Origin of the sequence: Anaerosporomusa subterranea (genome assembly GCF_001611555.1) — a bacterium.
Lineage (GTDB): Bacteria > Bacillota > Negativicutes > Sporomusales > Acetonemataceae > Anaerosporomusa > Anaerosporomusa subterranea.
Map to the genome: position 1 here is coordinate 233,077 of NZ_LSGP01000025.1, position 26,400 is coordinate 259,476.

Consider the following 26,400-nt stretch of genomic DNA (forward strand, 5'->3'; position numbering starts at 1 on the left):
GTTGCCGTTTAGCATAATCTTTCATATTATACTGTGCAAAGCTCTTTATTTGAAGTATGGAAGGTGGACAATATGGAGAGATCAAAAAAAGCTGGTGCAAAGCTACCTGAAGAAACAAAAGAACGCGACTGCATCGTCGATATAATCCCCTCTGGCTCATGTGATTGCTATGATCCTTACGATCCCCGTGATACTTGCCAGCCCTCTAAACCTCGCAATTCTTCTTCAGACGACCGCCACATTATGGATAAATTTGGTATTCAAGAAGCTATGGAGATAATAGCCAAACAATGCGATCACCCATGTAATCCATGCGACCTCTGCCCACCGGGTCCTACCGGTGCCACAGGTGCTACCGGTGCTGCTGGTGCTACTGGTGCCGCTGGTGCTACCGGTGGTGCCGCTGGTGCTACCGGTGCTGCTGGTGCTACCGGTGCCGCTGGTGCTACCGGTGCCGCTGGTGCTACCGGTGCCACAGGCCCTGCTGGTGCCGCTGGAGGAAGTACGATCTATTTAAGTTCAGATACATCAATGGGCGAAAACGATTTCATGGGGCTAGGTACCGCATCATCAGATTTCAGACGCAATACTGTAGTCATACCACAGAACGCAACCATTGTAGGATTAGTTTTTAATATCCGAAATGAACCATTAGCAAACAATACGCAAACGATAACGGGTGAGATATTTAGAAGTACAAATTGTGGTAATACTGCTACAGCTACAGGAATACGAGCAACTGTAACGGGACCAAATTCTACTACAGCTCCAAATTGTTGTGCATTTACAACAGCTAGTTTGGCTGTAAACCGATGTGATCTATTATCTGTCCAACTTACCCGTGCGGGTAGTAGCGGTGCCTTACAAGGCGGTGCAGCAGCTACCATTCTATTAACTATCCCATAATTGAGGAAACCAGTTCTCTAGGTACGCTTGTGAGAAAGGATGTTCCAAAAGTATAACTTTGGGAGCATCCTTTTTTTGTCGATTAGATGCTAATCGGCTTTTTCTGTCACAAGAAACAGATTAGCGCACTCTTTCTCGTTGACAAGTCCTACAAATTGACAGCAATTCACAGTGCAGCAAGGACCACCCACTGATCGGAAGCGTTGGTTGGCCAGATGGTTAATAATCTCCGTTCTCTTCGTGGAGAAAAACACCGCATGTAGGCTCTCCTTCCCTACATTTCCCAAAACAACCTCATTCTTGGCATCATAACAGCATATATACCAATCTCCGTTGGGCGCAATAAAAGCCTCTCGCATTACGCGGCTTAAGTTGGTACACTGATATTTTGCAAAATCTTTATTTTTACTTACTCTTTCCCGTTCTGCCCAGCACATGACCTTATCTACCTTGGTGACACGATCTATGGCTGGGTCAATTAATTTTTCCAAATAAGATCGTGTCTCATCAAAATCATCGTAAATGCTTTCTCCCATGCATCTGTCGGCTTTAGCCGGTAACACACCAAAATTATCATAGATCGCTTTTACATAGGTATAGAGAGTAATGCTGTATATCTGAACAGGGATATTGCTAGCATATTGTCGTCGCAAATCAAAAAACAGCTTAAGATTTTTCAACACCTTACTAAGATCAATGCCTTTTATCCTATGATACATATCTTCGTTTACGCTATCGATATTACAATTGACAAAATCGACGAGTTTCTCTTTATGAATTGTTTCCAGTATCGCCTGATTGGCATTCTGAAAATTAGTGAATATGGTAATTCCCATTGTAGGGCATTTTATACGAATATATCGCATGATTTCTAAACAGGCTTTGTTTAAAAACAAGTCCCCATTTTCCCCGAGTACAAAGGCCTGAGTCCCATGAACACGCTGAAATTCCGGCTCGGAGACTTCATCAATAATTTTTTTTGCCAACTCAACCGGCATCACCCGTATATGTCGATCCCCTCTGTCTGTCGGGCAAAATATACAGTTAGCACCGGGACAAGGTAGCTAGAGAAAGATTAATGCTGAATAACACGGGATCTCCTCCAAACGTTTTTCTATGATGATAATTATTTATGCTAACTGTTCCATAAATGTTCCATCATTTGTGACCAAGGGCTTTCTGCCTACATCCGCTTGAAATGTTTATATCCTCCAAAGCGTTCACTCTTATTTCTACATGAATATGATGTACAGACGTTTTTTTTGTTGAGGTGATATAGCTTTGGGAGAGCAGTCCATCACGATAAGTCTTTGTATGATCGTGAAAAACGAAGAAGACGTGATTGCGCGCTGTCTAGTATCTGTGCATGGGATCGCCGATGAAATTATTATTGTAGACACCGGCTCTACCGACCGAACGAAAGACATTGTCCGTACCTTCACTGACAAACTGTATGATTTCGCCTGGATCAACGATTTTGCCGCGGCCCGCAACTATGCTTTCAGTTTAGCCAGCATGGAGTATATCCTTTGGCTTGATGCTGATGATGTTATTTTTGAGAAAGACCGAAACCAATTTCTCGAATTAAAACGAACCTTGGACCGAAATGTGGACTCTGTCTCTATGCATTATCAAGTATCTCTCGACGATCAGGGAACTGTGACTGGCAGCCTGCGCAGAAACAGGTTAGTCAAACGCAGCAAGCAATTTCAGTGGATCGGATCCGTCCATGAGTATCTTGCGGTTCATGGTCATATTATTGACAGCGAAATAGCAATCACCCATAGTCCCCTTAAATATGACACCCACCGGAATATAACTATCTATGAACGGCGGCTGGCGGCGGGGGAAGATTTTACACCACGAGATCTTTATTATTACGCAAATGAATTGCATGACCATAACCAATATGAAAAAGCAATCGAATACTACAAAAAATTTTTGGACACTAAGCAAGGCTGGGTAGAAGACAGTATTGCTGCCTGTGGCAAGCTGGCTGACTGCTGCTTAGAATTAGGCTACCAGGAAAACCAACTGAGATATATTTTTAAGTCTTTTGAGTATGGCCTCCCCCGGCCTGAGTTCTGTTGCCGCCTCGGCTACCATTTCATCCAGCAGAATAGAATTCACGAAGCTATTTTCTGGTACAAACTAGCCACACAATTTGAAAAACCTAAAGATGGGTGGGGCTACATCGACCATACCTGTCGGACTTGGTTACCCCATATTCAGCTTTGCGTCTGCTATGACAGGTTGGGACAGCATGAGTTAGCCTTCAGGCATAATGAATTGGCTGCTGCCTACATACCAAACGATCCGAAGATCATCTATAACAGGCAATATTTCGATAAGGTTCTTAGGAGTAGCCACAATCAAGTCAATGTGAAAAACGCTGAAGGTCAGAATATAAGCTTAACTAAGCTGCACTTAGGCTGCGGTAAAACACTCCTCAAAGGATGGGTTAATCTCGATTGTACGGCTTTGCCAGGTGTGGACATCGTTGCGGATCTAGACAAATGCGCTACACATCTACTCCCATTTCCGAATAATACATTTGATGAATTCCTCGCCTGCCATCTGCTGGAGCACATCAGCCAGCCCTTGCCAATGATGCAGGAATTATACCGAATTGCTCGCCCTAGTGCTAAGGCAACATTTGTCCTACCGTACGGTTCCAATGATGATGCTTTTGAAGATCCGACCCATGTACGTCAGTACTTTCTACAATCCTTCGGTTATTTTTCTCAACCCTACTACTGGCGAGCCGACTACGGATATCAGGGAGATTGGCTTGCACGCAAAATTATCCTGAAAGTTTCGACCAGTGATTATAGGGGGGAAAACCGGGATACGATCATGCGTGATGTCATGACACTGCGTAACGTCGTTCATGAAATGACAGTAGAGATGATTGCCATTAAACCAGCCCGTCCGCCAAAAAAAGATTTACAGGTAGCACCGGTCATCGACTTCGAATTTGCTTAGAAAAACGCATCCACCGAAGGTGTTCACAAATGCTAAGGACCGAATCCCTATTTGTAGATTCGGTCCTTAGCATGTTGCTGTAAAACGCCGCACTTGATGAGTTCGCCTAACTGCGTCACTCCTTTTCCGGATTGGAAGGGGAATTTTCGCCGTTACCAATGATACGCCTCACCCCGACTAATCTTGAAAGAAAATATGACTTTTATGGACATGGTCCATAAAAGTATGCAAGTCGTTTTATAGAAAATAAATCTTCTTGTCATTTCACTTTTGAAATATACTCTGAAGCAATTTTGCTGCTGTGATTATCGCCACGGGCAACACAAATTCCAACATTTTCGCCAACCACATCACATATTTGAGCTATATTCTGATGCGAAAATCCTGGGCATAAGCTCTTAATGATATTTTAGCATTTGAACAACAGGCGATTTAGTTTACAGTTTTGATCTTGCGCTCCCTACCCTAGTTCGCCTTTTATTTATGCAGAGTCGGGCTTAAAGATTTCGATTTAGAAACCTCAGAAGCTCGTCTAAATCTTCACCCGTCTTTTTAGCAGCATCGGCGACAGTCGCGAATCGACCTACGGTATTTAGCATGATCGGGTTTTCTAAGTTTTTAAACTTCGGCGATCTCTCGATTAATTTCTGTTTGAGGTGAGGATGTTGAGATAGTATATTGCCAATCTTATCCTGCGCTGTAATCACAAAAAGCAGTCTCCTTTGTTAGTGCTTAAAACCAGAAGCCTTTAGCTTCTTGATGAATATATTTACCCTCAGTACCAAAAAATATCAAAAAAAGTATATGGGAGGGTAAACAATGAGTGAATTAATCAATAATCGGGAACACAGGAAGCAGGTTGTTAAAGAAATACTACTTGATTTACACCGTGGGAAGACGGTCGCGGAGGTCAAATCCCGATTTAACGCTATCGCAAACGACATGGATGCTGCGGAGCTCTCGCTAATTGAGCAAAGTTTAATCAATGAAGGTCTGCCTGTTGAAGAAATTCAGAATCTCTGTAATGTGCATGCCTCCGTATTCAAGGAATCGTTTAGTGAGAAGCCGGATGTAGATGTGGCTGAAGGACATCCGCTCGATATCTATGGGGATGAAAATCACGCACTGGAACAATTGATGGAAAAGGAAATTCGTCCATTACTGCAGGATCTTCGAACTGCCCCGCCCGAAAAGGAATCAAATATTGTGATCAACTTGGCAGAAAAACTAAATTTACTTTGGGACGTTGATAAACACTACAGCCGAAAAGAACATCTTATCTTTCCCTTTCTTGAAAGCTATGGCATCACCGCACCACCTAAAGTAATGTGGGGAGTAGATGATGAAATTCGGGCTTTGCTTAAGGAATCCAAGCGGTTGGCTTTACACTATGAAGTAGACGCCAAGGACCAACTCGTCGCCAAAGTAGAGGAAACATTGGAGCAGATCCGTGAGATGATCTTTAAGGAAAGTAAAATCCTTTTCCCGATGCTCATGGAAACGTTAAGTGAGAATGACTGGGTCCGTATCCTGGAAGATAGCGATCAAATTGGATATTGCCTTATCGAGCCGTCTCTCAAATGGGTGCCACATATAGCAGAGCCCGCGGACAGTCAGCCCGAACTTGCCAATCCGAACGTTCAGGGTTTCATTAAGTTCGCAACTGGAGTTCTCACTCCAAAGGAAATTGAATTGATTTTCAGCCACCTTCCAGTAGATATAACCTTTGTCGGTAAAGATAACGTTGTTAAGTTCTTCTCCGCATCCAAGGAACGTATCTTCCATCGGACAAAAACAATCATTGGTCGAAAGGTTGAAAATTGCCATCCTCCTACTAGTGTCCACGTCGTTGAGCAAATTGCGAATGACTTGAAATCTGGCAAAAAAGATAAGGAGTCCTTTTGGATCAGACTGGGTGATAAATACGTATACATCCAGTATTTCGCCGTACGAGATGAGAGCGGAGATTTCGTAGGGGTTCTTGAAGTAACACAAGATATCAAGCCACTCCAGGAGATCACTGGCGAAAAGCGAATAATGGACTAACTAAAAGTCTAGACCAAACAGTGGTATCACTGCTATGCCTGGAATTATCGGCGAGCTTGGAGTAGGATCGGTGATTAGTCGCGAAACAGCTCCCCATAACCTAGGCAATGCTAAAGGATATATACGCTTACGTCAATATAAAAGACCAGAAACCGTAATTAATGACGGTACCTGGTCTTTAAATCTTAGCGATACCTTAACAAACAGGCCCCTCACCGTCATTGTTTACAAATCCTAAAAAAGCCAGCAAATCCAACTAATTCAAGGCTTTACCGGCTGTTCTATTACATATCATTTTAGATTCCATTACATGCCACATTGTATTATCGAATTTTAAAAAGGCATTAATCATTAACTATGACTTACATTCTTATTCGGAATCCCGCAAAGTTTCTTTGTTGTACAGTAATTCAATATTATAGTCACCTATACCGTAATTTGAATATTTCTCAATAATTTCTTTTATTATATAGAGTTTGCTCTGATTATTTTGAACCATTTTTTTAATAGCCGCTCTAATTTCACTGTTATCCGAAATATAATTTTCATATAGGCGAATACCTTTTTGCATTTCTTCTAAAACAGGAAATTTATTTTTTGTAAAAACGTTTCGTATCATAACATCCTTGTAAATTGAGTAGTACCCCTTTACGTTTAATTCATAGGATTTTATTACTATATCTCCCACATTATATTGGTAAAAATTCTGGGGAATGATATTCAATCGAACTTCTCCATCAAAATGAGTGCTGTCCAAATAGGCATATAAGGTCAGTAGATTTATTTGGCAAAACATATCTTCATCAAACCACAGTACAATTTTAGAATGTGCTTTATTTAATAATTCATCTAATTCAGCAACTGTAATTTGAAGATATTGATCATAATTTATACCCAATGATTTAGCGCGGACGCGAAAAAATTCATCATTAAAAACCGTTTCACTGCTCTTACCTGTAATCATTGATTCATTAAATGAAATAATTTTTTCATCATTAGCATATTTATCAGTTAAATACTCTTTCAACGCTGTCCCATTCGCAATATTTAAAACCATTGCAACCTCCTTTACGGCACTATTCCCGGAATTCTATTTTACTCTCGTTTTTTCAAATCTATAATTCAGCTATCGTCCTAATTTTCCAGTCATCTGTTCAATTTGTATTTTAAAAACAGTAGTAGCATTTATACCCTTTTCTATGTACGCAATGCCTTGCTTACAATAATCGCTTGAATACTTTTCTACCAGTAATATAAGAGCGCGTTTCTTTTCCTCCTCGTCTGTGATTTCAACTGCCTTACCATAGATTACGGCACTATCATATTCAGTATCAAACTTGTCGGGTAGTAATTTATGATAACTCACAATTGAAAAGCTGACTTTATTGTTAAACTTTATGTTTTCTACTTTATTACCCTCAGGAGCAGAATGAAAATATATCACATCGTTCTCATAAGCATAATTTAAGGGTACAGAATAGGGATATCCATTTCCCCCAATGCTAGCTAAAGTCCCGAATTCGGCTTCTTTTATGATTTTGATTGTATCGTCCTTAGACATAAGTTTTTCTTTACGTCTCATTTCTCTAAACAAGGTAACTCCCCTTTGCAATGATTTTTCTCATTATAAAAGTAGACGTTGCACCAATCACAAAACTCGTTTCACCACATAAACAACGGCATATCTTACCCCATCATATTATTAGCTCCTTCCTGCAGAATTTTTATTAAATTCATTGCTTCCCGGGATAATATTTTATCCTTATGAAAGACTACCCAAACACTAAAAGCGGGACGTGGAATATTTGTAAATTCAATTAACGTACCGTCTTCAAGATGTTGCTTAATCATAATCATCGGCAAGGCGCCACATCCCAAGCCCTGCAAAATTGCATTTTTCATCGATTCCGAATCACTGTATTCGATTATCGGTTCAATTTTTTTTCGTCCTAGTGTTTTTTCGTATAACGTGCGAAATAGTCCCCCTGTTTTATATACTAAGAGCGGATAGCTCAAGATGTTAGTGCTGTAATTAAAATTCTCCGCTAACTTCGGATGCATAACCCAAACCAATTGATCTTTGAATACCTCAAACCCAGCTAGGCAATCTACCGTAACTTCATTTTGAATAAAACCCAAATCAAACCGATTTTCCACTATACCCTTTACAACTGCAGTTGTATTGAGGCACATTTCCATCGCAACGGAGCATTTAGGCGCTTGTTGTTGAAACTCTTGGAGAAATGGTACCAAAATGTAATTGACAGATGTTGTCGCAATTCCCAGGTTAATATTCCCTGGGTGAACGCTTAATGCCTTTTGCGCCTCATCATAGGTCGTCAATAGCCTTTCTGCGTAATCCATTAGTACTCGTCCTGCGTCAGTTATGTATAATTTCTTGCCGACGCGGTCAAATAACATAACACCAAAATGTTGCTCTAAGGTGCGTATCTGCCCCGTAACCGTTGGCTGTGTAAAGTTCAGTTGTTCTGCTGTCTGGGTCATGTTGCCTAGTTTCGCAACCATTAAAAAAGTTTGAAAAAACTGAATGTCCATATTTCACCTCTTGAACCAATTGGGATGTCAGTTTATATCCCTGACGTAGTAATGCTTTATACTCTTCTAATTACAGCTCTGTTCTCCTGCTTGGCAATACGAATATGCTTTCTAAGAAAATCCTATTGATACAATAACCAACGCCAATTTAACAGATTAATGCAACAGGACTATACTTTAATTAAAACTTGGATATATTGCGAGGGAGGGAACTGAAGGTGGAAATGCTTATATTTTATACAATTGCTATCCTCTTGTCAGCATATGAAACTAATAAAGATAAGCAAAAGTGCGAAAAGCAATCAGAAATTGAGCCATTTGACATTCGAAATTGGCATCAACAATATGAGAACAATGCGTCATGCGGTCAACGATAGCTACCGTCAGCATCGGATCGTCAAAGATCTCCGTCCAGCGGAAAACTCTAGGTTCATCGTGATGATCACACTGTCACTCTCGTTCAGGCTGGATAGGATCTGAAACACTATCCACTGTTACGTTTTGCTAGTAGTTAATGCTCTTTCATTAGGCAGAATAAAAGACCAGGAAGCCCTTATAAATGGGCTTCCTGGTCTTTAAATTTAGCGTTAAGAGCGTTAATTCATAAATTAGCATTAACATATAGAGGAAGGATTCTACAATCTACGGTAGAATATACATATCAATCAAATATTCCCAACCGGAAAGGAGCTCTTATGCCCTCTTTAATACATCCAAAGGAAAAACTTTATTTCGCGATTTCCGTCATCGTCAGCATTCTAATTTATTTCCTATTGGTATTGTCCGTAATAGGGATATTCTATCTCATTATTGGCGCCTTAGTCGGTCTTATCGTTCAAGGCTTGGCTGTCGGACATCTCCGAGGAAATGGGATTCGAGTTTCCGAGAAACAATTTCCAGAAGTACATCAACTTGCCCAGGAAATTGCAGCCCAGATGGAACTTAGAACAATGCCTCCGATCTATATCATCCAATCTGGTGGAGTATTAAACGCTTTTGCCATGCGCTTCCTTGGTAGAAACTATGTTGCCGTATACTCGGAAATTTTAGAATTGGCTTTTGAACAAGGTAAAGATGCTCTAGGATTTATAATTAGTCACGAATTCGCTCATATAAAAAGGAATCATTTGAATTGGAGATGGGTTTTATTACCTTCCACCTTCATCCCATTTTTATCCCAGGCTTACTCAAGAGCCTGCGAATACTCTTGTGATCTCATTGCCGCTCATACTCAACCCGCTGGCGCTACAGCCGGAATCCTTGTATTAGCCGCTGGCAAAAAGCTATACTTGGACGTAAATACCGATGATTATCTCGCTCAGGCTACCAAGGAAACCGGGTTTTGGATTTGGTTTTCGGAAATACTCTCATCGCACCCGAATCTTCCCCGCCGAATTATGGCTATAAATCAAAGCACTACCCTTAGAACTGAAATGCGCACCCAAGGGATTAACAACCGGGTGTAAGCACCATATACACTGAACGCAAGTCATCGCTACAACAAAGATGACTTGCGTTCTATTTTTTTATAGTTTTTGAATTTGTCTCTTCCTCCGCATAGCTATTACGATCAGATTACAGAAACTTCTCAATTTCATTTTTCATTTCCATTGGTGAAGTTGTAGGCTCATAACGACCTACAACTTCACCTTGCCGGTTAATTAGGAACTTAGTAAAGTTCCACTTAATAGAATCCCCCTCAAGTAGCTCCGGAAATTTTTCCTTCAATATTTCCTGCAGCTTTCCGCCAATAGGGTGGCTCGAGTCGAAGCCTTTAAATGGTGCTTTATCAGTCAAGTAAACAAACAAGGGATGCGCATTTTTTCCGCGAACCTCTGTTTTCTCAAACATTGGGAAACTAACCCCATAATTAATCTGGCAAAATTGTTGCACCTCTGCATTGCTCCCAGGCTCTTGTTCGGCAAATTGGTTGCTTGGGAAGCCAAGAATCTCTAAACCTCTATCAGCATAAGCGTTATACAGCTTCTGCAGTTCTTCATACTGCGGAGTAAATCCGCATTTACTGGCAGTATTAACAATGATTAATACTTTACCTTTATAATCAGCTAGCGAAACTTCCTTGCCGTCAATGGTACTCACTTCATAATCATAGATACTCATATTACCCCTCCTTTAGTTTCCGGTGCAGTCCATGGTATTCACGTTAGCAAGAACTGACAAAAGTGAACGTATCTATTATTTGACTTGAAAGGTTTTTCAATCCAAGAGTCACCCATTAGTCTATCAGACTAAAAAAAAGAAACCGTAAAATTCACGGCTTCAAGGCTTTCAGAACTCGAATAGCGAAGGCGTTTTTTTGTTAATTTGTCTATCCTTTAACGGACGAGACAATTTGCTGGCTACCGCTGGCTATCTGTGCATACTGCCAAGATTTCCCCTACTTGGTTAGAAACCCGTGTTGCCTGTATAACGTTTAAAGGCTATTTTCGTTTATAAATATTTTGATATTTTTTAACACCTTTTCGCTTAGGCGGTCAAAAGCCTGCCTGGTGCGCCCGGATGATATGTTCATGCAGTTTACATGGGGGCTGGCAAGAAGCTTACCGGTATCATCGCCGAGAGCAGCAGCAGTGTCGCAGAAAAATTCGTTATCACCATGTTCGAGCCATTTGGCAAGGGCGGGAATATCGTGCGACGGACCTATAGAGGTATTGAACATTATTTTGTGATTGCCAAGCCATTCAAATTGTTCATCGTGGAATAAGATAACGTTTTTATTCAGGCAGGTGCAGACGACATCAACTGTGTTCAGCAGTTCTTTCAGTGGCAGGTATTTGATATTTTTTGCTTCTTCTTGTTCCGGCTTGCGGGTGCGGCTGAAATAATACAAATCGGCTCCCAGGGCCTGAAGGCCGGCGGCAATCATCTGTCCGGAAGTACCAAGGCCGACTATGCCGACTCTTAAATCTGTAAGCTCAACCGGCAGTCCTTGCCACTGTTTATCACCGAAACCATGGAGATAACGGATAAGTTCGCTGGTTATATATTCGACAACGCCCTGGTCGCCGTAATCGCGGATACCGTATACTGTGATATTTTTGGCACGTGCGGTGCGAATATCTACATTGGCGCTTGCTTCCGAATATAGGCTGCAACACATGCCGATGTAGCGGATGTTGGGGCAGGCATCAAGTACGTTTTTTTCGATACGGCTGGTATAACTGACCAGTACGGCATCAGCATCGCCGATTCGACGGATGATTTCCGCATCGTCCTTCGGGACGTCATCAAACAGCACTACTTCTTTTGCATACTCATGGAGTTTTCGTTCCGCAGACGGAATCAGGCTTACCGGTTCTATGGCAACTAATTTTTTAAACATTGCATGAACCCTCCTAAAATACAATCGGCGCTACGGCATTTTGCAAAACCTCTACAACGCTCCAGGCGGCAATTGCGCTAGTACGGGAATAGATGTTGAGTTCGGCGCGTACTTCTTCGCCTTGTATTTCAATCTTGTATTCATCGCCTTTGAAGCCCGGCACGGCTTTGATATTCATTGTTGTGTTTTCCGGACCCGCGCTGGCAAGGGCGGTAGCGATTGCTACGTTTACCTTGGTCGGCAGTATGGCTATCGCTTCCTTGGTAGTGCCGCTGAATACCTGCTGTGGTACCGTGATGTCCATTAATTCATTAGTGAAAAGCGGTGTATTTTTAAGCGAAGCCGGTGCTTTCTGTGCGCCGATGGACGCTGTAATCGGGCTCATCAGCGCGGCTGTACGCAGAACATCAAAGCCACCCACGGCGCCGCTGGCAATGTATACGCGACGCTTGTTCTGAGCGGCGGTATTTTTTACGCGTTCGTAGAATTCACGATCGGCAAATGCGCCGATTGACAGCACAACGAGGTTTGAGCCGCCATTTAATATTGTTTCGCTGTATTCCTGTATAGCTTTTACTGATGCAGCTTCAGCCGTAAAATCCGGCTTCATCCCCATAAGTTCATCAATATCGGCACAGGCCTTGCAGCCGTGTCGTTCAGCGAATGCTTTTGTGCGATTAGAGTCTTTTCCCAGAACAGCAATAAGCTCATACTCCGGCAGATAGCCGTCCTTCAATGCATTAGCTACGATTTCGTTAAGATAGCCGCAGCCGATAAGTGCTAATTTAATTTTTCCCATGGTATACCTCTTTTCAAGTTTATTTTATACTTTCTAAATTTACTTTTTAGCTAGTTGCGTGAATTTCTTTGCTGTTTTGATCTGATGCAACAGCATAAGTATATGCCGTTATGACTAAAGAAGTAACCTGGGCAGTGCTTTTCTTCACGAATAGATAGCCAATGACAGCCCAGTCGGCTCGCCAAGTCTCCGACTGGCGGTCCTAATCGTCTTCCTATCCTCCTCGATACGGAGAAGTTGGTTATATACAGCGACCTGATTAGTGCGAGCCGGCGGTCCCACTTTGATTCGGGCAGCGTTTACCCCTACGGCAATATCAGCTATCACAGGGTCTTCTGCTTCGCTCGAACAGTTAGCAATAACGCAGCTGTATCCAGCCTCTTTTACCCTTTTAACCCTATCGAGAATGTCCGAAAGTGTAGCTGCCTGGGTGACCTTGATCAGGATAGATTTCCCCATTTTGCTTTCCATACGGCGCCCTGCTTGCTCAACATTGGCAGCAAAAATATCATAGCCCAGCAGTTGCACTTTGTCGCCCAGATGCCGGTAATACAAACTCCGCCCTTCATGGTCATCTCTTGCTATACCGTCTTCAATGGCGATAATCGGATACTCGTCCATTAAACCGATGTAATACTCTACCATCTCTGTAGGTGTTTTAATAAAACCTTCTCCGGTGAAATTATATTCTCCGCCTGCAAAAAAATCTGAGGCCGCCACATTAATAGCCAGAGCGAATTGTTTACCCGCCTTGTAACCGGCTTTATGAATAGCATTACAAAGCACAGCCAATGCTTCTTCATTGGATAGTAAGTTAGGAGCAAAAGTTCCTGTGTCACCGCAAGCGGCGTTCCGCCCACAACTTCTAAGGATATTTTTCAGAGCATGGTAAACTTCAGTACACATTCGAAAGATTTCAACAAAAGAAGCCTCCACCACTGGAACAATCATGAATTCTCGAAAATCGAGATTGTTGGCAGCATGTTCGCCACCGCTTAAAAGGTTAATCATCGGAACAGGCATTTGCAAAGTGTTAACCCCGCCAATATACCGGAAGAGTGGCATATTAAGTGATGCAGCTGCCGCTTTTGCGACAGCAAGCGAGACCCCTAGGCTAGCGTTGGCCCCCACACTCTCCTTGCTGTGCCTGCCATCCTCCATCATAATATGGTCCACCCCTGCCTGATCCAGAGCGTCCATGCCCACAAGCTTGGTGGCTATGCTCTTTACGTTCTCCAGCGCCGGTATTATCTCCTTGCCAAAGAGACCTCTTTCATTATCAATGTGAACTTCTGCTTGTTCATCCATACTGAGGGGAGTACGATAGGGTACGGCGGCACGACCAAGTGTCCCGTCCGATAGAATCACGTCAACTTCAACCATGGGATTACCCCGGAAATTGATAATCTCACGAGTTATGAATTCGGCAATGTGGAGCATTTATCTCCCCCCTTAGGAAAATACCTCACAGCAGGAGTTTACTAAAACTTTAGAAGAAAAACCTGCACGGTCATTAACATTAACGGAAGTACAGGGTACCATTCCACAGAGGCCTCCTTTACTCTGCGGAATCGTTCCCGTCCTTGTTTTATCCGGCTTTACCAGTTCAAAGAACTTATACATGCTATACTAGCATTAAGTTGCCATAAAAATATCAGGTATGATACTATTGTACTTATAACCCCCCTAATAATTCATGAACGATGTTGTTATAACATAGCACAATATTGACAGAGGTGATTCGTACGGATATAACCAAAATCAGCGGACGATGCGACTTTAGTATGAAGAGAGATTTTCCCGTAGACATCCACCGCAGTGAACACCAAAGATTGGGAACCGTTATTGAATGCCACTGGCATGAAAATTTTGAAATACTGTATTTTGAAAAAGGCGAAGCGGTAATCTACTGTAATTCTCGCCCGATTCAAGTTGGCCCCGGAGAGTTAATCATTGTCAACAGCAATGACGTACACTACTGCGAAAACCTATCTCCCCAACTTGTTTACTATGTAGTGGAATTCGACCTTTCCTTCATTCATAGCAACCAGATTGATTTATGCCAGACTAAATACATGACACCCTTAGTACAAAACCGGATTCTCTTTCGCAACCAGATTGACCGGGATAGTGAACTGCTGGAGGAGGTTCGCCAGCTCATTTTCGAATACTACCGCCAAGAACTGGGATATGAACTGGCTGTTAAAGCGTACATTTATCGCATTCTGGTTTTGTTGCTACGCTATTACGGGGAACAAACCCTTAGCGAGACTGAAAAGGACCGTCAGCGCAGAACCTTAGACCGCCTTACACCAGTGCTAGAATACATTGACTATCATTACACAGAAAAGCTTAGTCTTGGCCAACTTTCCTCTCTGGCCAACATGAGCCCCCACTATTTCTGTCGCCTGTTTAAGAGCCTCACCGGCAAAGCACCGACTGAATACATCAACCATCTCCGTTTAAACAAAGCGGCAACTCTGTTACAGGAAAGCAAGCTGAATATCACTGAGGTTGCCATGTCTGTCGGATTTAATGATAGTAACTACTTTAGCCGCCAATTTAAAAAGTACAAGCAAGTGGCACCTTCTAAGTTACTGAAGTAGATATATCATGAGACTAACTTATATTAAGTTACCTAGGATCGTCTATCCTTAGCTTTGCTATCCCTTTTTTCATCCCCTCCTATTCTCATTTAGCCTTTATCATTAAAAATGTTTATATTTGCTTATAAAACATAAAAGGGGCTGTCTCTATAGGTTCAAAAATACCATTTTGAGACTGCCCCTTATTTCTCATCTATAGCTAAAATCCTGCTCGAGCCATTCCTAGCTCAAAACCATTTTTCGCCTTTACCAATGAACGGTTCTCCGTATCGGGTCAAACGGCGATTTTTTTAAGAATATACTGCCATGGACAGGGGGAAACAAGTCTATTTGGCCAATTTCTCGTTAATATAGCTTTGGAAATCAGCGCTAAACTGGTCGAGCGTCATGCCAAAGGCCGTAACAAAGGCACTAGGACCGTCGGTAGTCGCAGCCAGTCGCACATAGTCAAATAGAGGATTATACCCTTTCTGCTGTACGAGATAATCTACTGCCAGTCCAGCAAAGTGTATTACCGTAACATCTCCATATGTTTCCTCCGCCTTGAACCATTGGCTCTGGTTTCCCAATACCTTCACGTCTAGGGGGCGATTAGGTTGCTTTCGCATATAATCGAGCCAAGTTTTCCGTGTCTGTGCCAGCGTCTGAACGCCTTTGTCAGCCATGATCTGAGCCGAAACCATGTCGGCCATGCCCTCCCAAAGCCAGCTCATTTTCCCCGGCGGCATGCCCGGCGCGAGCTGGCGTTGATAGTTGTGGGTAAGTTCATGACAAAGAAGGGCATAATACACCCAAGTCGGTGCACCCTTATTCAGTGCGGATGTGATGACTCCGTTCCCTTGGGAAATGCCGTTAGTATGGGCGGCCCATTTGTCGGCAGCGGACGGAGTAAGTTTGAATACCTCCATCAAGGCTTTGCGATAGTTCTCTTTATTGGCCACCATGAGTACTTCAATTGGACTTGATAGAGTAACGCCATATTTATGCTCATAAAACTCGCGAGTCTCCTCCACGACCATTTTGGCCTTGTCTACCACATCGGGTGATAACTGGGGATCAGCTTTCACCGTTATTCCCGCTGACAGGCGATTCGTGTCTTTCGCCTTTGCCTCAGGGGCGGTAGCCAGGTTATTACTTAGAGCTTTTAAATTGAATCCTTCCGGGTTTCTCCGGTACTCGGCAAAAATACGAGTCGCGCTAGAACCGATTGGTGAGCTAGGCGTAGTCACACTCCATTTATCCGATGTATTTTGGAATGAGCTGATGACGACTCCGGTTGCCGAATTCATCGTTCTTTCTTTTAGGATGAAGCTCAGGCCGTTTTCCTTCACCAGATAATGAGCCACCATGTATGATCCAGTTCCATCCTTTTGGAGAGTTTTCATCCATATTTCCAGTTGTTTATCAGAATCTTCTCCGGAAAATACTACTGCTTCCGCGTCTATTTGATAGATCAATGTTGGCTTTTCATCCATCGTAATCCAATTAGGAGAAGCAAAAACAGGTGCAACGATACATACCAGTACTGAGATTACGATAATTAACGCTTTAAGCATTCTGATCATATTTCCCTTCCCATAAAATAATACTTTCTCGACTTGAGTTTATTTACCTTGAAGTAATTAACCATATAATCATAAAAACCTGCCAAATTGATGCAAAATTTTACAGGATTTCCCCCCCATTATCTAATCAGCAACCGATAAGCCTTATTCTTCTCACTCGGCTTAGCAGCAGCGCTGTTCTTGACGGTAATTTGTAGCTCCATAAGTATTGGACCCCTTTCAGTTTTTGGTATCTAACTGAAAGGGGTCCAATTTTTTAACATCTTTTTTTATGGCGCAAATTATTTTAACTGTTGTTCTTTGCGATTAATTCACGTTCAGCTTTTTCAAGTTGCAAACTGATTTATAAATCGTTTGCTTTAGTTGACGTCTTACTGATTTTCCTGTGTCACTGGACAAGGAAACACACGTATTTTTGTTCTTACCATACTGCGGCGTGAATAACAATGAGTACTGGCAGGGTTCTTATCTTGCCTGTCAGCCAATCAGTAAAAGGAAGGTGAATTGAGATGGATCTTGCAGAATTAGCGTCAATCTGCAAGCGCTACCAAAAGCTCTATACCGGCGCAATTGCCGACATGCTGGACAAACGTGGCTTTAGAAGCCAAGTTCTTCCTTACTGCATTACCCCCTATACTGCGGTAAAAACCGTGGCGGGACTAGCCTTTACAGGCCGAGGCGAACTAGCGGAAAACACTAGCGACAATGACAGTTCTCTGCGCATTGCAATGCTTGATAGCATTACCCCCATGACGATTTCGGTCTGGGCATGCGGCGGACATCTAACATCAGCTCACTGGGGTGAAATCATGTCTACAGCGGCGCGCGAACGTGGCTGCCTCGGTGCTGTCGTCGATGGAGGCGTTCGCGACGTAGACTTTATCGATCAAATGCAGTATCCCGTATTTGCCAAATTCAAGTGTGCCGCCAGTTCCATCGGCCGCTGGAATATTTGCGAGTGGCAAATCCCCATTATGATCGGCGAGACGGTCATCCATCCCGGCGACTTCGTATTCGGCGATACGGACGGAGTGGTCATTGTGCCCAAGGACATGATTTTCGATATCCTGACGGCAGCAGAGGAGGTGTATACTCGAGAAAGTGGTATGCGCAGGGAACTGCGCGCAGGACTCCCCATTACAGAAGCCTACAAAAAATATGGCGCATTTTAAAGGAGGGAGTTAAATGGAAGGTCTACAAACGATTCTGCTCTTGGTCGTGTACGTTGGTTTGGTGCTCTTTGCCATGCGTGGCGGCAACCTAATTTTTGGCTTTCTGGTTTCCGCCCTGGCTTGGGCCATCATTGGTCAAATGCCCTACACCGCTGTAGTGAATGACATCATCCAAAAAGGCGCCGAAAGCTACGGGCCGACAGCCATCGTCGTCATCTTCGGCAGTTGGTTCGGGCGCATGCTGGTCGAGACCGGTATCGCCGGCTCTCTCATCCGCCGTGCCGTTGAGTTAGGCGGCGACAAGGCGCTCGTGACAACGATTCTGGTATCACTTGTTACTACCTTTATCTTCACCAGTACCTTTGGCGTTGGCGCAGTCATCGCGATTGGCGTCATTGCTCTGCCGGTCCTCCTATCGATCGGTGTGCCGGAAAAGGTCGCTGTTCCGGCATTCACGATGTCGATCGGCGCGGCAATGTATATTAACCAGGTTCTGTTTAAGCAAATCATCATGTTCTTCCCGCCAAACTCGGTTCCGTTCAACGGCCCCTACTTTACCTTCGGACTGACGGCTATGCTTGTGTCACTCAGTGTTATCGTTCTTATGCTGATTTATAATCTGTCTTTGAAAAAGACAGTCAAGGCCTGGTCTGCCCCTGCCGCGCCGCCTAATACGGCGCACGTTTCCGCTATCGCCTATATAGTACCTGCTGTGCCGGTCTTGATGGCTGTTCTGTTTAACTGGCCCCCGCTACCCGGTATGATTCTTGCTATTTTCCTTACCTTAGTGACAACAAATAAACTGCTTCCCTGGCAAAACGCGCAAGCCATGCTGCTTCGGGGCCTAAAAGACGGCACCGCTGACGTGGCACTACTCCTAGGCATGTTGTTTACCCTTGCGATGTTCGGCGCGGCGGCAGGAAAAGTCGCCGGCATCTTCAAAGCCGTTCTCGGTCCATTCATTCCCACTAATCCGTGGACTATCGCCATAGCCTTTGGTGTAGTAGCGCCGCTCGGACTGTTCCGTGGTCCGCTAATGGCTTGGGGCGCTGGCAGTGCAACGATCTCTATCCTGGTTGGGCTCAATATCTTCCCACCTGCTCTTTTGCTGCCGCTCGTTTACGTACCGACCATCTCAATGGCTATTTCCATGTGCCCAACCCAATCCTGGAATCTCTGGGCAATCAGCTACAGCAAAGTTCCTGTAACGCAGCATCTGCGCAGCGGCGTCGCCTGGGCTTGGCTGTGTGTGCTTATCAATTGCCTGCTGGCTGTGTCTTTCTTTGGCAAATAATTAGTCTGTCAAGAGAAACTGCTGCGGCGGTTTTTAGAAACGGAGAACACTAACCACAGAGTACACAGAGGTACCCACTCTGCGAACTCTAGCTCCCCTCTGTTTACTCTGTGGTAAAAGTGGCCTTTTCTCTGTAGATTCTCGCACTCAAAAAACAGCGGCGCACCACAGAAGGAGCTGATGTCATCTCATGGTCAAACGTGCAATCCGTATGGGAATAGACGTGGGCGGCACCTTTACCAAGGCCGTCGCCCTCGATAATGACACGCATGAAATACTCGGCAAGGCGTCTGTGCTCACTACCCACACCCATGAAGCCGGCGTTGCGGCCGGCGTGGTCAAGGCTTTTGAACGCTGCCTGTCAGAAAACAACATCAGTCCAGATGAAGTCATCTTTATCGCCCATAGCACGACTCAGGCCACTAACGCGCTGCTCGAGGGCGACGTAGCAGAAGTCGGCATCGTCGGTATGGCCTCGGGTTTCTTTGAAGGGCTCTTGGCTAAACGGCAGACAAATTTGAATGATGTCCCGCTTGGCACAGGAAAAAGCATCAAAACACACCATATGTACCTTGACGTGAAAAGCCTATCCAATGCCTCGGCAAAGACTATAATCAGTGAACTTAAAAGCCGTGGCGCGCGCGTCGTCGTAGCCTCCCGCGCCTTTGGTGTTGACTCAACGGCAGAAGAATCGCTCTTGCAGGATGTCGCCGCCCAGCTAGGCATACCAGCTACAGCTGGTCATGAAATCACCAAACTGTATGGACTCACTGTCCGTACCCGCTCAGCAGTCATTAATGCGAGCATCCTGCCCCGTATGTTTGAGACAGCCAAAAGCACCGAAGGCAGTGTCCGCAAAACCGGCATCAAGGCGCCGCTCATGATCATGCGCGGCGACGGCGGCGTCATGGACATCGCCGAAGTGCAGCGACGTCCCGTCCTGACGATGCTCTCAGGCCCGGCCGCCAGCGTCATTGGCGCACTGATGTACCTGCGAGCCTCAAACGGAATATACTTTGAAGTCGGCGGCACCAGCACCAATATCGGCGTGATAAAAAACGGCCGTCCTACCATCAACTACGCTGTAGTAGGCGGGCACCGCACCGCGATCAGCTCACTGGACGTACGGGTGCTTGGTGTAGCCGGTGGCAGTATGGTACGGATCTCAGGCGGAAGTCTAGTAGATGTCGGGCCGCGCAGCGCTCACATCGCCGGCCTCGGCTATGCCGCCTTCACGGATGAAAGCGAGATCGTCGATCCTGTCATTGAATTCGTCCAGCCGAAACTAGGCGATCCGGCTGACTATGTTACACTTCGTCTGAAAAATGGCAAACGCATCGCCGTCACCAATACATGCGCCGCGAATGTGCTAAAACTGACCCGGCCTCAGTGGCACGCCTACGGCAACTACAGTTCCTGCTGCAAGGCAATGAAGCCGCTGGCTGAGATGCTCGGTATGACGATCGAAGAAACCGCCCGCGCCATCCTGACCAAAGCAACTGACAAGATACTCCCTATCGTCGAAGCTCTGGCCCGCGAATATAAGCTAGAACAAGACCAGATTATGCTGGTCGGGTGCGGTGGTGGAGCGTCATCTCTCTTGCCCTTCACCGCTGAGCGAACCGGCCTCAAGTTCAAAATTCCTGAGCAGGCGGAGGTCATCTCTTCCATCGGCGTCGGACTGGCAATGGTTCGGGACGTGGTGGAGCGAGTGATTCCCAATCCCACCAGCGAAGACATCAAAGCCATCAAGCGCGAAGCGCGTCAAGCGGCGATCAGCAGCGGCGCCGTGCCGGATACAGTAGAAATCTATATAGAAATAAACGCGCAAACCCAGCAAGTTCGTGCTATCGCGTTAGGCTCCACCGCCGTGCAGACAACCGACTTGTTAAAAGAAGCAAGCGTTGAAGAAAGCCGCGCCCTCGCCGCTGACTCGATGTGTACGACTCCTGAAGATACAGTGCTGGTCGGTCAGACTCCGGCGCTATTTGTCTTCTCCTCTAAAGCTGCCAAACAGAAAGGAAAACATCCGATCCGTGTGGTGGACAGGAAAGGCTTCATCAAAGTCCAGCGCGGCGATGCAGCGGTCCAAGAAGGCACCGTGTCCTCCGTATCTGGGCTCATTGATGAGTTATGGGAAACCATGACAAACTACAAGAGCGACATGATCCTCTTTCCTGACGTTTATCTCTGTATCGGCGGCCGTGTACTCGACTACTCCGGCATGCCAAGTAAAGATCATATCATGAATGTCATTTCTACCGAGCTCGACGAATTTCTGCCTGAGGACCAGTCGATTGTGGTGGCGGCTAAAAATGACTTATAATTTTTATTCGCGCTTACGTGAAACTGCCCAACTGTCTGACAGAGAGTGGGCCTCGCTGCAGTTCGAGCTGGATCCTTTGCGGGGAAAGGCACCAGCAGGACAGGAAAAGAAGATCATTGCTGCTGCACTCGCTTGCGCCGCTTGGCAAGCAGAGCAACTTCTCAGTCGCTATGGCCGCAAAGCCCCCTCAGCAATCGCCGCGGAATATGGGCTCAAAATCCGGCATACTGATACATCCTCAGGTTCTCATCCCATTCTCTCCACATACGAACCTGCCGCGCGTATCATCACACTATATGATAAAACTCTGCGGCTGCTTAGTTCGACTCTTCGCCAACGGAGCTTCTCTGATTGGCAGACTGGTTCACTGGAAGAGATCGCAATAGCCCATGAACTCTATCACCATCTCGAGGAAATCGGCCCGCGGCTGTTCACCGCTCACCACAGCATCGTTCTCTGGCGAGTCGGGAGCTTAATGTATCGCTCACACTTTCCTTCACTCAGTGAAATCGGGGCATTCCATTTCAGCAAGCTGGTCTGCGGCTTGTCTTATCACCCGATGGCGCTAAGCCTGCTGGCTTTGCACAAAACAAAACCGGCCGAAGCAGACAGCCTGCTCGCAAAGATGACTAGCAAGTAGTTTTTGTCCATGCCTGGGTTAGTGCCTAGGCGGAGGATAAGATGTAGTACCGTCAAAACTGGTACTAATCCTGGCTAAGGGCCGCCAATAGCCACCAGCCTTCATTTTCAAGGCTTATGTTCTCATAGTTTAAACTTTGGGTACATTAAAAACGCCTTCCGGCGATCACCGGAAGGCTTATTTCATAACACCCCATGTAGGCTAAAATCCTTATCATGGGTTTTTTTATTCATCACAAGATCGGTCGCCTGATTACATCTAATACAGTGCCATCACGGTATTCCACAACAGCAACGATCTCCTCACTGATATTCAACGGCGCCGGTTTACCACCAAGTTCGTAGGCCAAATCGCGGAGCTGCTCAATCGTCATCAGTGGAAGTCCTGAGCCCTTAAGGTTCTCGATCAAATCTGGACGTTTGGGGTTAACTGCCACGCCGCGGTCTGTAACGATCACATCAACCGTATCGCCGGGTGTGGAAATTGTTTGCACGGCATCAGTTATCATTGGCAGACGCCCCCTCAGCAGGGGTGCACAGATAATGGTGCATTTTGCCCCAGCAGACGCATCCGGATGTCCTCCAAGGGCGCCCATCATGATTCCGTTGGAGTCGGTCATGACGTTTACGTTAAAGTTAACATCTACTTCTGTAGCGCCTAAGACTACGTAATCAAGCTTATTAACCATGGCCCCCTTATTCCAAGGGTTGCAATAGAATGTGCAGTCATACTCCTGATGTCTAGGATTATCTCGAAGGGATTGAATGCTCCGGGCATCAAAGGACTGGGTATCAAACAGCGTTTTAATCAGACCTTCATCAAGAAGGTCGCAGAATGGCCCCAGTATGCCGCCAATGGCCATGTTCGCAACAACTTTGTCACGCAGCATAGTCTCTCTCAAGAACTTTCCAGTAGCCACAGACGCGGCGCCTGCGCCCAACTGCATGCCAAATCCCTCTTTGAAATACCCTGCATACTCTATAACTTTAGCGGCAGTCTTCGCCATCAGGAGATCACGGGGATTGGAGGTAACACGCAATGCTCCAGTCGATATACCTTTCGGATCACCGATCGAATCAACTTTCACAATATAATCGATTTGATATTGAGGTATACTCACTGGGCAAATCGGGTGGTCAACCAGATTATCTGTAATTGCCACAACCGTATCAGCCATACGGGCGTCCACCATTGCGTACCCTAACGAACCGCAGGCCGCCGGCCCATAAGCCCCGTTGATATTACCATAAGTATCGCATGTCGGCGCTGAAATAAATGCAACGTCAATCTTCAGTTCCCCGCACTCAATGGCGCGAACCCGACCGCCATGAGGCCTAACAATAGTTGGTTTAATGAGCCCTTGCACCGTCATCATTTTGCCAAGTTTACCCCGCAAACCACTGGTTTGGGCCGCAGTAATAACTCCTTGCTCAAAATAAGGAATAAGTGCGTCATTATTATCCAAAAATGAGCTTGGCGCCAATGTTAATCCTCGAATGCCCCTACGGGCGATCGCATCAATGACCATATTCATTACATAGTCGCCATTACGAAGGGCATGATGGAATGAAATAGTCATCCCATCTTTTAATCCAGATGCTTCAATGGCTTCATCGAGGGATTGTAAAAGTTTATCCTTGCCCGGATACACGGCTTTGAGTATTGGGCCAGCCTTGCGTGCATCCGGCGTTGGCTGGGTTGCAAACGGCCCCGCGTATAATATCACTTCCTTATAACCCTGTATGCTGGCTGGAATTTCCCTTCCTGCTGCATTAATCATTCGATTTCCTCCTTCTGGTAAACGCCGGCAGAGCGGGCATTAGCCAAGACACGCTCCGCTCTTATGACCATGGGCGCATCGATCATTTTTCCATTCAGGGCGATAACCCCTGAATTCTTTGTCAACGCATCCTTATAGGCTGCAAGAACCCGGTGAGCATAATCAATTTCTTTCTCAGAAGGAGTATAAACCTGGTGGATAATATCTATCTGGCGGGGATTAACACAGGATTTGCCGTCAAAGCCCAGTTCTTTGGCTAGCTCCACTTCGGCAAGAAATGTTTGTTCATCGCGCAAATCGGAGAATACAGAGTCAATCGCCTGAATGCCTGCTTCCCTTGCGGCAAATACAATCATGCTTCTTGCGACAAACAATTCCCTGCCGCCGGTAATGGCATTGCCTTTTGTTTTTTCCGTCTTTAGCGAAGTGGCAAAATCTTCACCACCAATGGCGATGGCTATCATTCTGGGACTGGCAGAAGCTATTTCATAGGCGTTTCGCAGTCCCTTGGGACTTTCAATTGAAACCATAATCTTGATCGTTCCCGGCTCGAAGCCATATTCTTCTTCCGCTTTTGTAATAATTTTATCGATATCTCTGATCTCGTCCCCGCTCTCACCCTTTGGCAGGCGAATGTAATCCGGCTTGGCGGGCAGCAGATAATCCAGGTCATCATATCCCCACGGAGTGCTAATATGGTTAATCCGTACACCAATTTCACAAGAAAATTTGAGATATTTCAATGCATTATAGACAAGCTCGCGTGCACTATCCTTTTCTCCAACGGACACGGAATCTTCAACATCGAATATAACGCTGTCCGCTCCGTAAATCCCTGCATTTTGCAGCAGCCCCGGGTTATTGCCAGCAGCGTACATAACCGATCTCCGCAGTCTCTCTTCCGCCATCTTAAAACCCCCTCCGGCCACTTGCCCGTTTTATGGCAGTCTTTACCCGAGCTTCTATCGTGTAGTCCAAAGCGCCTTTTTCATTGGCATGCACCTCTGCATCTGTGATCCCCTGGCTTTCCAGCGTTCTGACTATTAAATTCTCAATATGCTCACCGTATTGCTGCATAGTAGGACTTATCAACCGAACTTGTATTCCCGTTCCCGGTTCGGCAGGAGCCAGCATGATGAGAATATCGGACGACTCCACCGTTCCAGCCTGCGCTGGCGTAAGCAACTTGTACATAAACAAATCCCCCATTATATTAATCACAAAAAGAAACCTACCATTTGAAAGCGCTGGTGCGTACTTGCATCATGCCGCCTCTAAATCTGAGAGCATTTGCTGTGCAGGATGTATTATACTTCAAGCCCCACCCGGCGCATCCAGGCTAATATCTTATCTTCTTGATCACTATCCAACCGTAGTGGTGCTGCAACCGTCGGACCGCAAATACCGAGTTTACTGAGCCCCAGCTTGACTACGGCCGCATTAGGACCAAAACTACCCATCATCGGAATGAGTGAAGCCTTTTTTTGCTTTTCGACAGCGGTAGCCATATCGCCTCGAACAAAAGCATTGTAACCTCAACACACTGTCTGGGGAAAAGGCTGCAGCCAGCTGATTGTGTTATTGCAGGCCTAAAATAGAGGATAAGCTCTTTATCTTGGCGGCATCTTCTTGATATAATTCACCATAATATCGCTGTTTCAATTCGTACCAATGATACTCAAAGGTAAGCGCTAGTCGAATACCTTCCTCTATATTTACTTTCGCCTTATCATAGTCCCCAAACACGACTTTTCTCGTTTCATACCCGTCAATGAGCCCATTTAATTCTCGTAAAAACGGCACCGATCTAGCGGTAATACCGCCTCCGACCAAACACCTGAGGTTATGTTGTTTGACTTTCGTGAACAGATCTTTTGCAAGTGACAATATTTCTGGAGCATTTGGATCCTTAACCTTTAAGGCATTGCATAAATCGGTCCGGCCGAGCACTATCCCATATAACATATCGAGATTGGATGCTTCTAAAATCCGATCGATTTTTTCGTGTCCGTCAACAGTCTCTATGTTAATTAACAGCTTTAGATCTTCCAATTCGTCTGGAGTACGTCTCCAGACATTCCCAGGAACTTTTCCAGCGAAAATCTGGATTCGATCATTGGGGCCATAATGGAATTAGCCTCATACATTTTTGCCAGCCGGATATCGGTTAAGGCCTCACAGCCACCGATTTTAATGGTAAGGCCGGCGTCTGCTTTAAGGACAATTTCCTTTGTTGTTAACAATTCATTCAAACAGATGCCTTCCGCTTCAAATGATGCTTTGACCGCAGTCGCTCCATAGTTCTCACGCAGTATCTTCAGTATCTCAACCATCTTTTTTTCTAAGGTGTTCATTGCTTGACCTCCAGCAGCTATTCATTCA

General features: G+C 45.2%; 27 protein-coding genes and 1 pseudogene. 10 read left to right on the forward strand and 18 right to left on the reverse strand.

Annotation, left to right across the window (positions count from 1 at the left end):
- Positions 1–72 precede the first annotated feature (72 nt).
- On the forward strand, positions 73–906 hold the full coding sequence (locus AXX12_RS19695) for a hypothetical protein (protein WP_066244912.1): 834 nt from the start codon (positions 73–75) through the stop codon (positions 904–906).
- An 89-nt stretch (positions 907–995) separates the two neighbouring features.
- On the opposite strand, the gene AXX12_RS20085 is transcribed toward AXX12_RS19695, so the two are convergent.
- Positions 996–1,904, reverse strand: a complete 909-nt coding sequence (locus tag AXX12_RS20085) for a radical SAM/SPASM domain-containing protein (RefSeq protein ID WP_066244914.1) — start codon at positions 1,902–1,904, stop codon at positions 996–998.
- A 316-nt stretch (positions 1,905–2,220) separates the two neighbouring features.
- On the opposite strand from AXX12_RS20085, the pseudogene AXX12_RS20320 reads away from it, so the two are divergent.
- Positions 2,221–3,264: pseudogene (locus AXX12_RS20320) on the forward strand (glycosyltransferase family 2 protein); the annotation flags it as partial.
- Positions 3,265–3,396: 132 nt separating this feature from the next.
- Complete coding sequence (locus tag AXX12_RS20325; RefSeq protein ID WP_461781736.1) at positions 3,397–3,891, forward strand: methyltransferase domain-containing protein; 495 nt, start codon at positions 3,397–3,399, stop codon at positions 3,889–3,891.
- 259 nt (positions 3,892–4,150) lie between these two features.
- Here AXX12_RS20325 and AXX12_RS20235 read toward each other — a convergent pair whose 3' ends face one another.
- Together AXX12_RS20235 and AXX12_RS20240 are read right to left on the reverse strand one after the other, a co-directional pair.
- Positions 4,151–4,297, reverse strand: a complete 147-nt coding sequence (locus AXX12_RS20235) for a DUF6506 family protein (RefSeq protein WP_407922279.1) — start codon at positions 4,295–4,297, stop codon at positions 4,151–4,153.
- Between the two features lie 91 nt (positions 4,298–4,388).
- Positions 4,389–4,598, reverse strand: a complete 210-nt coding sequence (locus tag AXX12_RS20240; protein WP_066244919.1) for a DUF1858 domain-containing protein — start codon at positions 4,596–4,598, stop codon at positions 4,389–4,391.
- A gap of 112 nt (positions 4,599–4,710) precedes the next feature.
- Between AXX12_RS20240 and AXX12_RS16045 the strand changes: the two genes are divergently transcribed.
- Complete coding sequence (locus AXX12_RS16045) at positions 4,711–5,937, forward strand: DUF438 domain-containing protein (RefSeq protein ID WP_066244921.1); 1,227 nt, start codon at positions 4,711–4,713, stop codon at positions 5,935–5,937.
- Positions 5,938–6,307: 370 nt separating this feature from the next.
- On the opposite strand, the gene AXX12_RS16050 is transcribed toward AXX12_RS16045, so the two are convergent.
- From AXX12_RS16050 to AXX12_RS20245, 4 genes are all read right to left on the reverse strand, one after another.
- Entirely contained in the window at positions 6,308–6,994 is a 687-nt protein-coding gene (locus AXX12_RS16050) for a hypothetical protein (RefSeq protein WP_066244925.1), read from the reverse strand.
- Between the two features lie 69 nt (positions 6,995–7,063).
- Positions 7,064–7,531 (reverse strand): pyridoxamine 5'-phosphate oxidase family protein, encoded by a 468-nt coding sequence (locus AXX12_RS16055; RefSeq protein WP_066244927.1) that lies wholly within the window; start codon positions 7,529–7,531, stop codon positions 7,064–7,066.
- 92 nt (positions 7,532–7,623) lie between these two features.
- Positions 7,624–8,493 (reverse strand): LysR family transcriptional regulator, encoded by an 870-nt coding sequence (locus tag AXX12_RS16060; protein WP_066244929.1) that lies wholly within the window; start codon positions 8,491–8,493, stop codon positions 7,624–7,626.
- 270 nt (positions 8,494–8,763) lie between these two features.
- Entirely contained in the window at positions 8,764–8,898 is a 135-nt protein-coding gene (locus AXX12_RS20245; RefSeq protein WP_156478708.1) for a hypothetical protein, read from the reverse strand.
- A gap of 290 nt (positions 8,899–9,188) precedes the next feature.
- On the opposite strand from AXX12_RS20245, the gene AXX12_RS16065 reads away from it, so the two are divergent.
- Positions 9,189–9,959, forward strand: a complete 771-nt coding sequence (locus AXX12_RS16065) for a M48 family metallopeptidase (protein ID WP_066244931.1) — start codon at positions 9,189–9,191, stop codon at positions 9,957–9,959.
- A 109-nt stretch (positions 9,960–10,068) separates the two neighbouring features.
- On the opposite strand, the gene AXX12_RS16070 is transcribed toward AXX12_RS16065, so the two are convergent.
- The 4 genes from AXX12_RS16070 to eno form a co-directional block, all read right to left on the reverse strand.
- Positions 10,069–10,614 carry a glutathione peroxidase gene (locus AXX12_RS16070; RefSeq protein ID WP_066244933.1) on the reverse strand — a complete coding sequence of 182 codons (546 nt, stop codon included), beginning with the start codon at positions 10,612–10,614 and terminating at the stop codon, positions 10,069–10,071.
- A gap of 313 nt (positions 10,615–10,927) precedes the next feature.
- Positions 10,928–11,836 carry a D-isomer specific 2-hydroxyacid dehydrogenase family protein gene (locus AXX12_RS16075; protein ID WP_066244935.1) on the reverse strand — a complete coding sequence of 303 codons (909 nt, stop codon included), beginning with the start codon at positions 11,834–11,836 and terminating at the stop codon, positions 10,928–10,930.
- A 13-nt stretch (positions 11,837–11,849) separates the two neighbouring features.
- A complete protein-coding gene (locus AXX12_RS16080; RefSeq protein ID WP_066244937.1) occupies positions 11,850–12,635 on the reverse strand; it encodes an aspartate dehydrogenase domain-containing protein in 786 nt (261 codons plus the stop codon).
- A 144-nt stretch (positions 12,636–12,779) separates the two neighbouring features.
- On the reverse strand, positions 12,780–14,075 hold the full coding sequence (eno, locus tag AXX12_RS16085) for a phosphopyruvate hydratase (protein ID WP_066244939.1): 1,296 nt from the start codon (positions 14,073–14,075) through the stop codon (positions 12,780–12,782).
- Between the two features lie 344 nt (positions 14,076–14,419).
- Here eno and AXX12_RS16090 point away from each other — a divergent pair, with 344 nt between their 5' ends.
- Positions 14,420–15,241: an AraC family transcriptional regulator gene (locus AXX12_RS16090; RefSeq protein WP_066244940.1), complete on the forward strand. Its 822-nt coding sequence runs from the start codon at positions 14,420–14,422 to the stop codon at positions 15,239–15,241.
- 326 nt (positions 15,242–15,567) lie between these two features.
- Here AXX12_RS16090 and AXX12_RS16095 read toward each other — a convergent pair whose 3' ends face one another.
- Positions 15,568–16,806 (reverse strand): hypothetical protein, encoded by a 1,239-nt coding sequence (locus AXX12_RS16095; protein WP_066244942.1) that lies wholly within the window; start codon positions 16,804–16,806, stop codon positions 15,568–15,570.
- Between the two features lie 509 nt (positions 16,807–17,315).
- Between AXX12_RS16095 and AXX12_RS16100 the strand changes: the two genes are divergently transcribed.
- The 4 genes from AXX12_RS16100 (at position 17,316) to AXX12_RS16115 (ending at position 22,238) form a co-directional block, all read left to right on the forward strand.
- On the forward strand, positions 17,316–17,978 hold the full coding sequence (locus AXX12_RS16100; RefSeq protein WP_066244943.1) for an RraA family protein: 663 nt from the start codon (positions 17,316–17,318) through the stop codon (positions 17,976–17,978).
- Positions 17,979–17,991: 13 nt separating this feature from the next.
- Positions 17,992–19,272, forward strand: coding sequence for a hypothetical protein (locus AXX12_RS16105; protein ID WP_066244945.1), 1,281 nt, complete (start codon positions 17,992–17,994; stop codon positions 19,270–19,272).
- A gap of 190 nt (positions 19,273–19,462) precedes the next feature.
- On the forward strand, positions 19,463–21,598 hold the full coding sequence (locus AXX12_RS16110; protein ID WP_066244947.1) for a hydantoinase/oxoprolinase family protein: 2,136 nt from the start codon (positions 19,463–19,465) through the stop codon (positions 21,596–21,598).
- The gene (locus AXX12_RS16115; RefSeq protein ID WP_066244949.1) at positions 21,588–22,238 is read left to right on the forward strand and encodes a hypothetical protein; all 651 of its coding nucleotides are present in this window, start codon (positions 21,588–21,590) and stop codon (positions 22,236–22,238) included. Before AXX12_RS16110 ends, AXX12_RS16115 begins: the two co-directional genes overlap by 11 nt.
- A 232-nt stretch (positions 22,239–22,470) precedes the next feature.
- Here AXX12_RS16115 and citF read toward each other — a convergent pair whose 3' ends face one another.
- The 6 genes from citF to AXX12_RS16145 all read right to left on the reverse strand — a co-directional run bounded on the left by citF (position 22,471) and on the right by AXX12_RS16145 (position 26,372).
- A complete protein-coding gene (gene citF / locus AXX12_RS16120) occupies positions 22,471–24,018 on the reverse strand; it encodes a citrate lyase subunit alpha (protein ID WP_066244951.1) in 1,548 nt (515 codons plus the stop codon).
- On the reverse strand, positions 24,015–24,926 hold the full coding sequence (locus AXX12_RS16125) for an HpcH/HpaI aldolase/citrate lyase family protein (protein WP_066244952.1): 912 nt from the start codon (positions 24,924–24,926) through the stop codon (positions 24,015–24,017). Before AXX12_RS16125 ends, citF begins: the two co-directional genes overlap by 4 nt.
- A gap of 1 nt (position 24,927) precedes the next feature.
- Positions 24,928–25,212, reverse strand: a complete 285-nt coding sequence (gene citD / locus AXX12_RS16130) for a citrate lyase acyl carrier protein (RefSeq protein WP_066244954.1) — start codon at positions 25,210–25,212, stop codon at positions 24,928–24,930.
- 113 nt (positions 25,213–25,325) lie between these two features.
- Complete coding sequence (locus AXX12_RS16135; protein WP_066244956.1) at positions 25,326–25,526, reverse strand: hypothetical protein; 201 nt, start codon at positions 25,524–25,526, stop codon at positions 25,326–25,328.
- Between the two features lie 70 nt (positions 25,527–25,596).
- Positions 25,597–26,070 carry an aldolase/citrate lyase family protein gene (locus AXX12_RS16140; RefSeq protein ID WP_066244959.1) on the reverse strand — a complete coding sequence of 158 codons (474 nt, stop codon included), beginning with the start codon at positions 26,068–26,070 and terminating at the stop codon, positions 25,597–25,599.
- On the reverse strand, positions 26,058–26,372 hold the full coding sequence (locus AXX12_RS16145; RefSeq protein WP_066244961.1) for a hypothetical protein: 315 nt from the start codon (positions 26,370–26,372) through the stop codon (positions 26,058–26,060). Before AXX12_RS16145 ends, AXX12_RS16140 begins: the two co-directional genes overlap by 13 nt.
- Positions 26,373–26,400: the final 28 nt, after the last annotated feature.

Excerpts from the sequence above, each read along its gene's own strand:
- AXX12_RS16045 (WP_066244921.1), top strand. The coding sequence starts at position 4,711 with ATGAGTGAATTAATCAATAATCGGGAACACAGGAAGCAGGTTGTTAAA.
- AXX12_RS16105 (WP_066244945.1), top strand. The coding sequence starts at position 17,992 with ATGGAAGGTCTACAAACGATTCTGCTCTTGGTCGTGTACGTTGGTTTG.
- AXX12_RS16135 (WP_066244956.1), bottom strand. The coding sequence starts at position 25,526 with ATGGCTACCGCTGTCGAAAAGCAAAAAAAGGCTTCACTCATTCCGATG.
- AXX12_RS16115 (WP_066244949.1), top strand. The coding sequence starts at position 21,588 with ATGACTTATAATTTTTATTCGCGCTTACGTGAAACTGCCCAACTGTCT.
- AXX12_RS16095 (WP_066244942.1), bottom strand. The coding sequence starts at position 16,806 with ATGATCAGAATGCTTAAAGCGTTAATTATCGTAATCTCAGTACTGGTA.
- AXX12_RS16075 (WP_066244935.1), bottom strand. The coding sequence starts at position 11,836 with ATGTTTAAAAAATTAGTTGCCATAGAACCGGTAAGCCTGATTCCGTCT.
- AXX12_RS16100 (WP_066244943.1), top strand. The coding sequence starts at position 17,316 with ATGGATCTTGCAGAATTAGCGTCAATCTGCAAGCGCTACCAAAAGCTC.
- AXX12_RS16090 (WP_066244940.1), top strand. The coding sequence starts at position 14,420 with ATGAAGAGAGATTTTCCCGTAGACATCCACCGCAGTGAACACCAAAGA.
- AXX12_RS16125 (WP_066244952.1), bottom strand. The coding sequence starts at position 24,926 with ATGGCGGAAGAGAGACTGCGGAGATCGGTTATGTACGCTGCTGGCAAT.
- AXX12_RS16110 (WP_066244947.1), top strand. The coding sequence starts at position 19,463 with ATGGTCAAACGTGCAATCCGTATGGGAATAGACGTGGGCGGCACCTTT.
- AXX12_RS16145 (WP_066244961.1), bottom strand. The coding sequence starts at position 26,372 with ATGAACACCTTAGAAAAAAAGATGGTTGAGATACTGAAGATACTGCGT.
- AXX12_RS19695 (WP_066244912.1), top strand. The coding sequence starts at position 73 with ATGGAGAGATCAAAAAAAGCTGGTGCAAAGCTACCTGAAGAAACAAAA.
- citF (WP_066244951.1), bottom strand. The coding sequence starts at position 24,018 with ATGATTAATGCAGCAGGAAGGGAAATTCCAGCCAGCATACAGGGTTAT.
- citD (WP_066244954.1), bottom strand. The coding sequence starts at position 25,212 with ATGTACAAGTTGCTTACGCCAGCGCAGGCTGGAACGGTGGAGTCGTCC.
- AXX12_RS16080 (WP_066244937.1), bottom strand. The coding sequence starts at position 12,635 with ATGGGAAAAATTAAATTAGCACTTATCGGCTGCGGCTATCTTAACGAA.
- eno (WP_066244939.1), bottom strand. The coding sequence starts at position 14,075 with ATGCTCCACATTGCCGAATTCATAACTCGTGAGATTATCAATTTCCGG.
- AXX12_RS16060 (WP_066244929.1), bottom strand. The coding sequence starts at position 8,493 with ATGGACATTCAGTTTTTTCAAACTTTTTTAATGGTTGCGAAACTAGGC.
- AXX12_RS16065 (WP_066244931.1), top strand. The coding sequence starts at position 9,189 with ATGCCCTCTTTAATACATCCAAAGGAAAAACTTTATTTCGCGATTTCC.
- AXX12_RS20085 (WP_066244914.1), bottom strand. The coding sequence starts at position 1,904 with ATGCCGGTTGAGTTGGCAAAAAAAATTATTGATGAAGTCTCCGAGCCG.
- AXX12_RS16050 (WP_066244925.1), bottom strand. The coding sequence starts at position 6,994 with ATGGTTTTAAATATTGCGAATGGGACAGCGTTGAAAGAGTATTTAACT.
- AXX12_RS16070 (WP_066244933.1), bottom strand. The coding sequence starts at position 10,614 with ATGAGTATCTATGATTATGAAGTGAGTACCATTGACGGCAAGGAAGTT.